We start from the raw sequence: 13091 nt of genomic DNA on the forward strand, positions 1-13091 counted from the left end.
TGGTTTAATAAAAGCTTATTTTTGGTAAAATAATCCGCTAAATTTAAAATTAAAAGGAAAAATATGAGCTGGGATATAAATTCGTGGCAAAATTATAATATCTTGCAGCAGCCGACTTATCCGAATTTGGAGCAGTTGCAAGGTGTAAAAGATAGATTGCAAAAATTACCGCCGCTTGTGTTTGCGGGCGAAGTGCGAAACCTTAAAAAAGAACTTGCAAGGGCAACAAAAGGCGAAGCGTTTTTGCTTCAAGGTGGCGATTGTGCTGAGAGTTTTTCAAATTTTAGTGCAAACAACATAAGAGATATGTTTAAAGTTATGCTTCAAATGGCGATTGTTCTTACATTTGCAGCAGGTTGCCCTGTCGTAAAAGTAGGGCGCATAGCAGGTCAATTTGCAAAACCAAGAAGTAGCGATTTTGAAGAAGTTGGTGGCGTAAAACTACCAAGCTATCGTGGCGATATTATAAATGGCTTTGAATTTAATGAAGCTGCAAGAGTTCCTGATCCAAATCGTATGATAGAAGCTTATCATCAAAGTGCTTCTACGCTAAACTTGCTAAGAGCCTTTTCAAGGGGCGGTTTGGCAAATTTACACGAAGTGCATAAATGGAATTTGGGTTTTCTTAAAAAGGGCGATTTGCAAGATAAATTTAACGAACTTAGCGATGAAATTTCGCGAACGCTTAAATTTATGGAAGCATGTGGCGTAAATACCGATAACTCGCCAAGCCTAAGCGAAACCGTGCTTTATACTTCGCACGAAGCGTTACTTTTGCATTATGAAGAGTGCTTAACTCGCATAGATAGCCTAACAGGAGATCCTTATGATTGTTCTGCTCACATGGTGTGGATAGGCGAACGCACTCGTGGCGTTAATGATGCCCATGTGCATTATATGAGCGGGATTAAAAACCCTATCGGGGTAAAAGTCGGTCCAAAAATCGAAAGCGATGAGATTTTGCGTCTAGCAGATGCGTTAAATCCAAACAACGAAGCAGGGCGATTAAATGTGATAATTCGCATGGGAGCCGATATTATCGGCGAAAAATTGCCACAAATTTTGCGAAATCTTAAAAAAGAGGGCAGGGAAATTTTGTATAGTATCGATCCTATGCACGGCAACACCGTAAAAACTTCAAATAACTATAAAACACGCGAATTTGATAAAGTTTTAAGCGAAGTTAAGAGCTTTTTTGAAATTCATAAAGCCGAAGGCACCATTGCAGGTGGAATTCACCTTGAAATGACAGGTCAAGATGTAACAGAATGCACAGGCGGGGCGTTTAATGTAACCGAAAAAACACTAGAAGAACGCTACGAAACGCAGTGCGATCCGCGTCTAAATGCAGATCAAGCGCTTGAACTAGCATTTTTGATAGCAGACAACCTAAAAGATAGAAACAAATGAGATTTGTTACATTTAGGGATTTAAATCCAAAGCAAACGCTTGTTGAAACAGATAACGACGGCATAGGCGGACTGAATTTAGGAAAGCTGGAATTTGAAATTCCAAATGAAAAATTGGGCGTTTTAGGAAAAGACGAGAGCATTTTTGAATTTGGCGAATTTGGTTTAGAATTTGCCGATATGAACGATTTTATCATAAATAAAACCGAAAAAGATTTGCAAATTTTGCGTGAAATTTCGCAAAAAACCGGTGGAAAAAGCAGGGCAGAAGTGCAAATTCTTGCCCCCATTATCACGCCACGCCAAGACATAATTTGCTTGGGCATAAACTATATGGAACACGCAGAAGAAAGCTATAAATTTAAAAATATCAAATTTGACGGCAAACGCGAATTTGCCGTGTATTTTTCAAAGCGAGTAAATGAAGCTATCGGGGACGGCGCGTTTATAGACGGGCATTTTGATGTAACCGAAAAGCTTGATTATGAGTGCGAACTAGCCGTCATTATCGGCAAAGATGCAAAAAATGTTAGCACCCAAAACGCCAAAGACTACATTTTTGGCTATACGATTTTAAACGATATTAGCGCAAGAGATTTGCAAAATCGTCACAAGCAGTTTTATTTCGGCAAAAGTTTAGACGGCTTTACGGCAATGGGACCGCATATCGTTACAAGCGATGAAATCGATAGCTCAAATTTGGATATAAAATGCTTTATAAACGGCGAATTAAGGCAAAATTCAAACACTTCAAAGATGATTTTTAACGAGCATTTTGTAATCGCCGAGCTAAGTAGTGCAATGACTTTAAAAGCAGGAACAATCATATCTATGGGAACGCCAAGCGGTGTCGGTATGGGTTTTGAGCCTCCAAAATTCCTAAAAAGCGGTGATGAAGTGCTTTGTGAAATCGAAAAAATCGGAACTTTAAAAAATATCGTAAAATAGCAAATTTTTTAAATTTGCTATTTACTGCTGTTTTGTGTATATTTTTCTAATATTTCTTGCATTTTTGTTCGTGTGTTTTCAAGCCAGTTTTTGTCATTTAAATCGACTAAATCAAGACAGATAATTTTAACCAAACCACTTTTTAGCGTGAAATCGTGCGAATTCATAATCTCTTTTGTCCCAACTAACACGATAGGTTGAACCTTTAAATTTAGCTTTTCGGCGATGATTTTTGCACCTTTTTGAAATTCTAAAAGTTCATCGCCTCTTCGTCTAGTGCCTTCCGGAAACATCGCTATAACGCGTCCTTCGTTTAGGCGATCTTCGGCTTCTCTGACTATTCGAACGAGATCGCGTGGATTGTTTCTATCGACTGCTATCATTTTTGGAAGTGATAAAATTTTGCCTATTATTGGTATTTCGCCGATTTCTTTTTTGGCTATCCAGCATAAATTTGCAGGGTGCGTTTCTTCAAGTGCGATAATATCAAGTATGCTTTGATGATTTAGGATTATCATATCTGCTTCGTCACTAAATTCGCCGATTTGCTCGATTTTATATCCTATGCAAAAGCGTTGCACTTTCGCCCAAGCGCGTCTAAATTTGTGGTGGAATTTGTTAAACAGGGTCATTAATAGCACGACAAATGCGACTGTGCCGATGAAAATAGCCGCATAAATGAGCGCTCTAATTTTTCCTAATATCATTTTTTTCCACCCAGCCGATTTTCCCGTTTTCCAATAAAATTTTGTAATATTCGTTGTTTGCATCTAAAATTTCGGCATTTTCGCTTTTTTGCGTTACATAAAAAATCGTTGAATTCGCAATCGGCAAAATTTTAACTGCCGTTTTTTCGTTTAAAACTCCGTTGCCTTCGGGCTTTTGGAAATAAAAATTCACAGCCAAAACAAGTCCTGCAAATATAAGTGGTGTGATATTTTTACTAGCTATAAACATTACCACAAGTAGTGCAGCAAGGCTATAAATGGCAATATCTTTGTAAATTTTAAATTTGCTCTCTTTTGGATTTAGTCCGATTTGAGTGCTGAGATCTTCGGTTACTGCTCTTGCATCAACTGAAAAATTCTCCATTTTTTTGGTTTGCAAATTAAAATAACTAAAATCAAATTTAGTAATATTATTATCAAAAACGGCGAAATAATAACCGTTTTGATTTGCGTAATTTCCGCGAATGCTATCTACACCTTGTTTTAAAATGTTTGGATTTTCTAAATGAAATGAGCTTAAATTTGCGTTTTTTACGCTTAAATTTAGCGTTAGTAAATTTGAATTATCATCAAATTTGGTAGTTTTATAGTCTTTGACTTTAAGTTCATCTGCTGCGATATTTGCGTAATTATCTTTTTTTGCTATATCGATAAATTCTGGTGATTGTGGTTTGATACTGGCTTCTTGAAAAAACTCGCCGTTTCGATTTAGCACAAGCGTCATATCGTTTATTTTAGCGTTTTTATCACTTGCTTCAAACCAAAGCGTGGCTTCCAGCATATCTTCGCCGTTTATCCAAGTAAGATTTTCTGCATTTAGCCATTTTAGGCTTTCTGTTTTATCGATTTGTAAATTTGGCGTTACGCTGACTTTTTGTCCCAAATAAACGATGAAATCAATTTTAAAAATTTGATTAACATAGACTTTTTTTGGTGCATTTTCGGCTTTTAGTGTTAATTTTGTTATTTTTACACTTTGATAGACATCGCCCGTGCGATCTAGTTCGCTTTCATTTGTAGGTGCTAGCATATCCAAATCATCAAGGCTGAAACTATCTTTTTTTCTAATTTCTCGTTCGCTAAACTGGATAGGAATGCGTTTATTTGATTTTTTGATCTCTTTGTCGTTTTGCGGCGCAAATTTAGACAAATCTTCAAGCGAATTTATGTTTATATCGTCATTTCCAAAACTAAAACTAAAAAGTGCAAAAAGCACGAAAAGAACTCTTACCAAATCAAACCTTTTAACATTTTTGCGCCGTCATCGCCACCTAAAATCTTTTCGATAGCGCGTTCAGGGTGTGGCATAAGACCAAATATTTTTTTGTTTTTATCGCAAATTCCTGCTACGGCATCAACTGAGCCGTTTGGATTTGAAATCTCGCCGTTTTCATCGCAGTATTTTAGCAGAATTTGATCGTTTTCATACATCGATTTTAGCGTGTTTTCATCGACATAGTAGTTACCTTCGCCGTGCGCGATAGGAATATTTAAAATCTCATCTTTTTTGCAATTTGACAAGAATTTATTGTCATTTGAAACAACTTTTAGATGATGATATTTCGAGATAAAACTCAAATTTATGTTTCTATTCATCGCTCCGCTTAGAAGTTTAAGCTCTAAAAGCATTTGAAATCCGTTGCAAATTCCTAAAATATAACCGCCTTTTTTGGCATGTTCTACAACAGCGTTCATAATAGGGCTAAATTTAGCAATCGCAGCCGTCCTAAGGTAATCCCCATGGCTAAAACCGCCCGGAAGCACGACCAAATCAGCTTCCAAGCTAGTTTCTTTATGCCAGATTATTTCTGATTTTGCACCAAGCAAATCAAAAGCGTATTTTGTATCCCGTTCGCAGTTTGTGCCGGGAAAATTTATGATTGCAACTTTCATAGAACTATCTCGTAATCTTCAATAACTGTGTTTGCCAAAATTTCATCACACATATCGGTTGCGATTTTTCTAGCTTTTTCTTTATCGCTTTCTTCGATTTCTAAAACGATTTGTTTGCCGATTCTAACATCTCCAACGCCTTTAAATCCAAGTGAGCTAAGAGCGTGTTTGACGGCTTTTCCTTGCGGATCTAAAACGCCCGGTTTTAATTTTACATTTACTACAACTTTCATATTTTTCCTTAGTTTAAAATTCGTCTTAGAACTTCTTCGTAAGCAACTTTTACATTGCCTAAATTTTGTCTAAATACATCTTTATCAAGTTTTTGATTTGTTTTTGCGTCCCAAAAACGACAGCTATCAGGGCTTATTTCATCGGCTAGTAGGATATTTCCGTCTTTATCAAGTCCGAGTTCGATTTTAAAATCAACTAGTTTTAGCCCTTTTTCGGCAAAGAATTTAAATAAAATTTCGTTGATTTTTCTAGCGATTGCTTTTAGCTCATCGATTTCGCTTTGACTAGAAACTGCGCCTAAAATAATAGCGTGTTCATCATTTATCAGCGGATCCCCCAAATCATCGTCTTTATAACAAAATTCAACCAAAGTAAAAGGTAGTTCAGTGCCATCAGTAATGCCAAGTCGTTTTGTAAGTGAGCCTGTGGCGATATTTCGTGCGATTATTTCAAGTGGGAAAATTTTGCATTTTTTAACGAGTTGTTCGGTATCGTTTAGTGTTTCAACTAATGCAGTTTTAATACCATTTTGCTCTAATAAATGAAAAATTTGAGTTGAAATTTTGCAGTTTAGCGCACCTTTTCCGCTTTCTTCTGCCTTTTTAACGCCGTTAAATGCAGTTAGTGAATCTTTATACTCAGAGATAAGCAAATTTTCATCTTCGCTTACGCTCCACATTTTTTTGCCTTTTCCTTCGTAAATCATCTCTTTTTTAGTTGCCATGAAATTCTCCTATTTTTTTATATTTAAAACTTTAAGCGTATCTATTGCTGTTTTTAACTGAATATCATCGTTGATTTGAGCTTTTGTAATTATTTTTTTGTTATCTTTTTCTTTTGTTTCACTACTTTCTTCTTTTTTAGGCTCGATTTTAGCTAGTTCGCCCTCTAAATGTTTTTTCAAATCAGCTTCTTTGATAGAAAAATTATCTTCGCCTACTACTGGCACTTTGCCTGGATAAACTATGAGATCTGGCGTAACGCCGACAGCTTGGATAGTTCTGCCGCTTGAAAGATAATACCTTGCGATAGTAAGACGCAAAGCTTCTTTATTTTCTATCGGTAAAATTACCTGAACACTACCTTTTCCGAAAGTATTTTCGCCGACGACGACGGCTCGTTTTAAATCTTGAAGCGAACCGCTTACGATTTCACTTGCACTTGCACTTCCGCCATTGACTAAAACAACCAAAGGCAAATCGGTAACTTTTTTCTTTGGGTCTGCTTCGTGGCGTTCTTCTTTTGCGTCGCTTCTGCCTTTTTGAGATACGATTAAGCCCTTATCAACAAATAAATTTACTAGCCCGATAGCTTGATCTAAAAGTCCGCCCGGATTATTTCGCAAATCCAAAATAATGCCTTTTGCATTTGGCTGTTCTTTTATAAATTTAGTCGCATCGGCAGTTATGTGTTGATCAAAATTTGTAATTCTTAGATATAAAATATTTTCATCTTCAACCATTTTTGCATAAGCAGATTCGACTTTTATAATATCACGCACGATTTCGACATCAAAAGGTTTGCTTTCGCCTTTTCGCACAATCGTAAGCGTAATAGGCGTTTTTGGTTTTCCACGCATTTTGGAAACTGCTTCATCGATAGTTATGCCAAATGTCGCATTTCCGTCGATTCGCAAAATAACATCATTTGCTTTTATCCCTTTTTTATCGGCAGGCGTACCTTCAATCGGGGCAATAACCGTTAAAGCTCCGTCTTTCATACCAACTTGTATTCCAAGTCCGCCAAATTCGCCCTGAGTTTGCACTTTCGTATCATTAAAAGACTTTTCGTCCATAAAACTTGAATGAGCATCTAAATTTCCCATAAGTCCTGCGATTGTTTTATCCACGATTTCGGTAAAACTTAACTCTTCGACATAGTTATTTTCGATTATCGCCAAAGTTTTTGTAAGTTTTGCTAGTGCTTCTAAACGCGATTTTTCGCTAACTTCCTTTTTTTTCGTATCGGCAGCTTGAAGCTCTCCGCTAAAAAAAAGCCCCGCACAAAATGTTAAACACATACCGATTGTAAAAAATATTCTATTTGTTTTCAAAATTAGTTCGCCTTATAAATAAAATAGGCTGAATTTTATTAAATTTTGGCTAAAAAAAAGGTAAAAAAATGCAAAAAATTTAAATTTATTCATCGTAAAATTTTCAAATTTTGTTTAAATTTAGTTCAAAATTAAAAAATATTATTTAATAAACTTGACATTACTTGACTAAAAGTATATAATACGACAAATATAAAGTTAAGGAGAAAACTATGAAAGAAATATTCGAAATTTTAACTGACAAAATGCGCTCAGCTATCGATAGTGGCGTGTCTTTGGCTATTCACTCAAAAAATATAGAAGTAACAAATTTGCATATTTTTTGGGGTTTGGTTACGGACACTAGCTCGGTGGTTAATCAAATTTTAAACAAATTTGGTATCAATAAATCTGCCGTGGAGCTCGAATTTAAGAGTAAAATTTCAAATTTGCCGACTAGTTCAAATGTAAGTAAAGAAAATATAAAAATTTCGCAAGGTGTGATAAATTCGTTAGAAAATTCAAAAGGCTTAATGAAAAGTTTGGGCGATAGTTTTATTGCTGTGGATACTTGGATTTTGGCGAATTTAAGTAGCGAATTTGGCGAAATTTTGGCGAAATTTTGCGACATTAGCGAATTTAAAAAAGAGCTTGAAGCGCTTCGTGGTGGGAAAAATATAAATTCGCAAACTGCCGATGAAACGCTAGAAAGCCTAAGCAAATTTGGCGCAGATTTAACGCAAAAAGCCATGCAGGGCAAACTAGATCCGGTCATCGGTAGGGACGAAGTTATCAGCAGAGTTATGCAAATTTTAATCCGAAAAACAAAAAATAATCCTATTTTGCTTGGCGAACCGGGTGTCGGAAAAACGGCTATTGTCGAGGGCTTAGCTCAGCTCATCGCCAAAAAAGAAGTGCCACTTAGCTTACAAAACAAGCGAGTTATCGCGCTTGATATGAGTGCGTTAATCGCAGGTGCTAAGTATCGCGGCGAATTTGAAGATCGCTTAAAAGCCGTCATCGACGAAGTTATCAAAAGCGAAAATGTGATTTTATTTATCGATGAAATTCATACGATTGTGGGGGCAGGAGCCAGTGAAGGTAGCATGGACGCTGCAAATATCTTAAAACCGGCTCTTGCGCGTGGCGAACTCCACGCCATAGGCGCAACTACGCTTAAAGAATACCGAAAATATTTCGAAAAAGACGCCGCTTTGCAACGCCGTTTTCAGCCCGTAAATGTCGATGAGCCAAGCGTAAATGAAGCTATCGGAATTTTGCGTGGTATAAAAGAACGCCTTGAAGTCCATCACAATGTAACCATTACAGATAGTGCGCTCGTGGCAGCCGCAAAGCTAAGTCATCGCTATATCAGCGGTAGGTTTTTGCCTGATAAGGCGATTGATTTGATCGATGAAGCCGCTGCTGAGCTTAAAATGCAAATCGAGAGTGAGCCTTATGAACTTGCTAAAACAAAACGCGATATAATCGCTCTTGGCGTTGAAAAAGAAGCCTTAAAGCTTGAAAATGACGAGAAAAACGAAGCAAGACTTAGTGAAATCGAAAAAGAGATTGAGAATTTAAAAGAAAAGCAAAATTCGCTAAATGCTAAATTTGAAAACGAAAAGTCCGTATTTAACGGCATTAGCGAAGCAAAAAAACAAATCGATAGCCTTAAAAACGAAGCAAATTTGGCAAAAAGCAAGGGCGATTTAAGCAAAGCCGCCGAGATCGAATACGGCAAAATTCCCGCCGCACAGGCAAAGGTAAAAGAACTAGAAACTAAATGGGAAGCGATGAAAGAACAAGGTGTTTTGCTAAAAAATCGTGTCGATGAAGACGCTGTGGCTGAGATTTTAAGCAAATGGACGGGCATTTCGGTTAAAAAAATGTTATCTAGCGAAAAAGAGAAATATCTGCATATCGAAGAGCATTTAAAGAAGTCTGTAATAGGGCAAGACGCGGCACTTCACGCCATTGCAAGGGCTGTTAAACGCAACAAAGCAGGTCTTATAAATGAAAATCGTCCGATAGGAAGCTTTTTGTTTTTAGGACCAACGGGCGTTGGCAAAACCGAGAGCGCAAAGACTTTGGCGAAGTTTTTGTTTGACGATGAAAAGGCGATGATTCGCTTTGATATGAGCGAATATATGGAAAAACACAGCGTTTCGCGTTTGCTTGGTGCGCCTCCGGGATATGTCGGATACGACGAGGGCGGTCAGCTAAGCGAAGCAGTGCGAAGAAAGCCGTATTCTGTGCTACTTTTCGACGAAATAGAAAAGGCGCATAAAGATGTTTTTAATATCTTGCTTGGCATACTCGATGACGGCAGGGCGACCGATAACAAGGGCGTTACGGTGGATTTTAAAAATACGATTATCATTTTAACGAGCAACATCGCTTCTGATAAGATTATGAATTTAAACGCGAACGAGCGAGAAAATGCCGTTAAAATGGAGCTTAAAAACTATTTCAAGCCTGAATTTTTAAATCGCCTTGATGATATTGTGATTTTTAATCCTTTGGGCGAAGATGATTTGATAAAAATTGTAAAAATTATGTTTGCAAATTTGCAAAAAACGCTTGAAAATAGGGGCATAACTGCAATTTTGAGCGAAAACGGAGCTAAATTTATCGCAAGTGCGGGATTTGATGCAGAGTATGGCGCTAGACCACTTCGCAGGACACTTTACGAGCTAGTAGAAGATAAAATCGCCGATATGATTTTGCAAGATGAAATCAAATCAGGCGATAAACTTCAAATCTACGCAAACGGCGAAAATATCGAAATAAAGGTTGTTTCGTAGAATTTTTGCCGATAAGTTAAAACCAAAACTTCGCAATGACATTTGAAGCAAATTCGCTTTCCATTGTCATTGCTAGTGTCGTCAGACACGAAGCAATCGCCAATAATTAAATTCAGAATTTGGTTTTTGCAAATTTATTGCGATTAAAACTTGGTTGTTTTTTTTTGGATTTTTTAAATTCTGCAAATTTGCATTTTCGTTATTTCAGCACTGGCGATTGCCACGATTTTGCTAACGCAAAATCTCGCAATGACAACATCGTGTCATTCTGAGCTTTTTGAAAAAAGCGAAGAATCTAAAAGTTTAGAAATTTGCAAAAACCAAAACTCGGCTTTTTGTGAATTTTAAAAATTTATCAAAAAGCCGAGTTTTCCAAATTTATCTAAATTTAGAAATGTCGATCGCAGGGTCGGATTTTGGATTTTTTACCAAATTTTTTGCATTTAATGTGTCTTTTTGCGTAACTTCGCTGAAAATATCGCTAAATTCGCTAAAATTTGCAACTTCTACGCCAAGCCAACGAGCGAAATTTTGTGGAAAATAGTTTGCAAAGCTTTCGTTTTTTATAAATTTTTGCCCCACATCGTCGCTAGAAATTTTTATCAAAGGCACGGCAAAATGCTCTTTTGAAGCGTTTTCTAACACTATTAGTTCTATCGGATTTATATTGTGGTTTGTGCTAAGTCCGTGGTCACTAAAATAAATTATAGAAAAATTCTCGCCCGTTTTTTGCTGATTTTGATATAAAATTTCATAAATCAAACGCAAATTTTCATCGGTTTGAGCGATACTTTCGACATAGCAATTTATATTAAAAGTATTTTTATCCGAATATTTTTTATACTCGTTAGAAGTTAGTTTTTTGCAGGTTATCGGGTGCGAACCTATGGTGTGTAAGAAAAAAACTCTTGTATTTTCGCTTTTTTCTTCAAATTTTTTGGCAAATTGTTTTATCAAATTTTCATCGGATTTGTCATTTTGATTTAAGTCATTTTGCAGAAAATATGAAAATTTCGCCCTTTTTGCCACAAGGGTATTTGGCGTATCTGCAAAATCGATATAGCCTTGATTGCTAAACCAAAAAGTATCAAAATTCGCCAAATTTGCCAAATCTACAATGTTTAAATTTATATCTCCGTTTTCATTTAAGACAAATTTTAAGGCAGGAAGCGTATTTAAGCCGACAGCCGTAAAACCATCTACAAAAGTGCCGTTAATTTGGCGTAAAAACTGGGTATTTTTGAGCGGATAGCCGTAAATTTCAAAATAATCTCGCCTAGCGCTTTCGCCGATAACCACGACGAAGTTTTTGTATTTTGGTTTCACGCTATTTATTTGCCATTTTGGCGTGATTTCAACGCTTTTGTAATGTTTAAGATATTCTAAACTTTCGCCAAAATATCTAATCGCTTTTGAAAATGAACTAGTTGTTGCACTTTGCCAAATTTTTCCCGTTGCAGTCGTAATAATAAAAATCGCCAAAAATGCGATTATTTGGTGTTTTGATAGCGATTTTTTGTTTGTTATAAAATAGAAAAATATTATCAAAACAATGGATAAAATGGAAAAAATTATGTATTTAAGCGGAAAATTTTCTAAAAATTCCTTTGCTTCGTTGCTGTAAGTCCCCCAAAGAGTAAGCATAAAAGCGTTATTTATCTGCCCGTAAAGTAGCCCAACTGGTGCATAAAATGCCAAAAACAGAACAAAAACAAAAAAGAGCCAAAATAGCCTTTTTAAATGGATAAAAAGCAACGCCGAAAGCGTTAAATAGGCTACATTTACGAAAAACGGCACTCCACCAAAAAGGGCAAACCTTCCCGTGCCTAAAACCAAATAAATGCTAATTAAAATTAACGCAACAACGATAAGAGCGTATTTTGCTCTCTCTCTCTCTCTCTGTGTGTGTGTGTGTAAATTCACGATTTTTCCTTTAAATCAAAGTTACTTTTAGTTTGTGTTCGCTTAGGCTTTGTGGTTTTTCGCCTTTGGCAAGGGCTAAAAATTCATCGCATTTTAAAACATAAAATCCACTCAAATTTCGCCCAAAAAAGTTGCAAATTTCGCTGTTTTTGCCGTCAAATAGCTCAAATTCTTTTTGACTGCCGACAAGCAAAAAATCAGCCCCGCTATCATAAGCGTCAAAAATAATCTCGCTTAAAATTCCAAGCGCACACTCTTTGTCGATTTCGTAAATTTCTGAGTTAAATTTAAGCTCTTTTGCTTTGAAATTCAGGGTTTTAGCACCTAAATTTTGTGCGATTTTTTCCAAATTTTCATCGCCATAGACTGCAACGCTAAATTCATCAAATTTATGCTTAAAATCGTTTTTACTCAAATTCTCGTCAAGGTCGCAACGAGGCGTGATTTTGGGCTTTTTATAGTTAAATTCTTTGCAAAAATATTCAAACGCTTCGTCGCCGTTAGCCAAATTTAGCACCTTTGCAGGGGCAAAATATGCCATTTGTGGCTTGATAATTTCGCAAATTTGCGATTTTTTCTCAGGGTGTTTTTCGCACAGATATTTTGCAAAAATAAAGCTAGAATTTCCAAGATAATTTTCACTAAATTTAGCCATTTTATCGCAGTAAAAATTCGCTACCAAACTCTCATAAAATGCCTTATCATCGCTATTTGCAAATTCTTTAAAGATTTCAAATTTTGCATTAAATTCATCAGCGTGAAAATTTAGATCTTTATACGAAAATCTTTCGCTAAGTGGCGAAATCACAAGCTCTTTTCCAAATAAATTTATCAAATTTGATAAATTTTCGTCCAAACTCACACCAAAATCATTAACTTTTGCAAATTTCGCTTTCGAAAAGTCGAAATATGGGTCATTTGCCTTAATATCATTTAACAAATCTTTTAGCGTAGCAAATTCTAAATTTTCATAAAAATATGGCTTAAAATAGCTTAAAATATCGATTTTTGGCTCAAATCTAAAAACTCGCAAGTCAAACATAATTTCTCCTTAAAAAGTCGCATTTTACAAAATTTTGGCTTAATAAATAAGTTTTTTAGCCCAAATTTACTAAAA

General features: G+C 36.1%; 11 protein-coding genes. 3 read left to right on the plus strand and 8 right to left on the minus strand.

Annotation, left to right across the window (positions count from 1 at the left end):
* Window positions 1–63: 63 nt before the first annotated feature.
* Window positions 64–1410: a class II 3-deoxy-7-phosphoheptulonate synthase gene (locus tag PF026_RS03275; RefSeq protein ID WP_270863741.1), complete on the plus strand. Its 1347-nt coding sequence runs from the start codon at window positions 64–66 to the stop codon at window positions 1408–1410.
* A complete protein-coding gene (locus PF026_RS03280; protein WP_270863742.1) occupies window positions 1407–2357 on the plus strand; it encodes a fumarylacetoacetate hydrolase family protein in 951 nt (316 codons plus the stop codon). The genes PF026_RS03275 and PF026_RS03280 overlap by 4 nt, the downstream gene beginning before the upstream one ends.
* 17 nt (window positions 2358–2374) lie before the next feature.
* On the opposite strand, the gene PF026_RS03285 is transcribed toward PF026_RS03280, so the two are convergent.
* The 6 genes from PF026_RS03285 to PF026_RS03310 are packed head-to-tail and all read right to left on the minus strand — an operon-like array spanning window position 2375 to window position 7232.
* A complete protein-coding gene (locus PF026_RS03285; protein ID WP_270863743.1) occupies window positions 2375–3064 on the minus strand; it encodes a lysophospholipid acyltransferase family protein in 690 nt (229 codons plus the stop codon).
* Window positions 3045–4319, minus strand: a complete 1275-nt coding sequence (locus PF026_RS03290) for an SH3 domain-containing protein (RefSeq protein ID WP_270863744.1) — start codon at window positions 4317–4319, stop codon at window positions 3045–3047. Before PF026_RS03290 ends, PF026_RS03285 begins: the two co-directional genes overlap by 20 nt.
* Window positions 4313–4978: a phosphoribosylformylglycinamidine synthase I gene (gene purQ / locus PF026_RS03295; protein WP_270863745.1), complete on the minus strand. Its 666-nt coding sequence runs from the start codon at window positions 4976–4978 to the stop codon at window positions 4313–4315. The genes PF026_RS03290 and purQ overlap by 7 nt, the downstream gene beginning before the upstream one ends.
* Complete coding sequence (gene purS / locus PF026_RS03300; RefSeq protein WP_270870451.1) at window positions 4975–5211, minus strand: phosphoribosylformylglycinamidine synthase subunit PurS; 237 nt, start codon at window positions 5209–5211, stop codon at window positions 4975–4977. The genes purQ and purS overlap by 4 nt, the downstream gene beginning before the upstream one ends.
* Before the next feature lie 8 nt (window positions 5212–5219).
* The gene (purC, locus tag PF026_RS03305; protein ID WP_270863746.1) at window positions 5220–5936 is read right to left on the minus strand and encodes a phosphoribosylaminoimidazolesuccinocarboxamide synthase; all 717 of its coding nucleotides are present in this window, start codon (window positions 5934–5936) and stop codon (window positions 5220–5222) included.
* 9 nt (window positions 5937–5945) lie between these two features.
* On the minus strand, window positions 5946–7232 hold the full coding sequence (locus PF026_RS03310) for a S41 family peptidase (protein ID WP_270864023.1): 1287 nt from the start codon (window positions 7230–7232) through the stop codon (window positions 5946–5948).
* Window positions 7233–7477: 245 nt separating this feature from the next.
* On the opposite strand from PF026_RS03310, the gene PF026_RS03315 reads away from it, so the two are divergent.
* A complete protein-coding gene (locus PF026_RS03315; protein WP_270870450.1) occupies window positions 7478–10051 on the plus strand; it encodes an ATP-dependent Clp protease ATP-binding subunit in 2574 nt (857 codons plus the stop codon).
* Window positions 10052–10429: 378 nt separating this feature from the next.
* Here PF026_RS03315 and PF026_RS03320 read toward each other — a convergent pair whose 3' ends face one another.
* Together PF026_RS03320 and PF026_RS03325 are read right to left on the minus strand one after the other, a co-directional pair.
* Window positions 10430–11974 (minus strand): phosphoethanolamine transferase, encoded by a 1545-nt coding sequence (locus tag PF026_RS03320; protein WP_270863748.1) that lies wholly within the window; start codon window positions 11972–11974, stop codon window positions 10430–10432.
* A gap of 10 nt (window positions 11975–11984) precedes the next feature.
* Complete coding sequence (locus tag PF026_RS03325; protein ID WP_270863749.1) at window positions 11985–13016, minus strand: hypothetical protein; 1032 nt, start codon at window positions 13014–13016, stop codon at window positions 11985–11987.
* Between the last annotated feature and the right edge of the window lie 75 nt (window positions 13017–13091).

Origin of the sequence: Campylobacter sp. CS_NA3 (assembly GCF_027797495.1) — a bacterium.
Classification (GTDB): Bacteria; Campylobacterota; Campylobacteria; order Campylobacterales; family Campylobacteraceae; genus Campylobacter_B.

What these genes read in the sequence shown, in the direction of transcription:
- purS (WP_270870451.1), bottom strand. Translation starts at nt 5,211, where the DNA reads ATGAAAGTTGTAGTAAATGTAAAATTAAAACCGGGCGTTTTAGATCCG.
- purQ (WP_270863745.1), bottom strand. Translation starts at nt 4,978, where the DNA reads ATGAAAGTTGCAATCATAAATTTTCCCGGCACAAACTGCGAACGGGAT.
- PF026_RS03325 (WP_270863749.1), bottom strand. Translation starts at nt 13,016, where the DNA reads ATGTTTGACTTGCGAGTTTTTAGATTTGAGCCAAAAATCGATATTTTA.
- PF026_RS03315 (WP_270870450.1), top strand. Translation starts at nt 7,478, where the DNA reads ATGAAAGAAATATTCGAAATTTTAACTGACAAAATGCGCTCAGCTATC.
- PF026_RS03310 (WP_270864023.1), bottom strand. Translation starts at nt 7,232, where the DNA reads ATGTGTTTAACATTTTGTGCGGGGCTTTTTTTTAGCGGAGAGCTTCAA.
- PF026_RS03285 (WP_270863743.1), bottom strand. Translation starts at nt 3,064, where the DNA reads ATGATATTAGGAAAAATTAGAGCGCTCATTTATGCGGCTATTTTCATC.
- PF026_RS03275 (WP_270863741.1), top strand. Translation starts at nt 64, where the DNA reads ATGAGCTGGGATATAAATTCGTGGCAAAATTATAATATCTTGCAGCAG.
- purC (WP_270863746.1), bottom strand. Translation starts at nt 5,936, where the DNA reads ATGGCAACTAAAAAAGAGATGATTTACGAAGGAAAAGGCAAAAAAATG.
- PF026_RS03280 (WP_270863742.1), top strand. Translation starts at nt 1,407, where the DNA reads ATGAGATTTGTTACATTTAGGGATTTAAATCCAAAGCAAACGCTTGTT.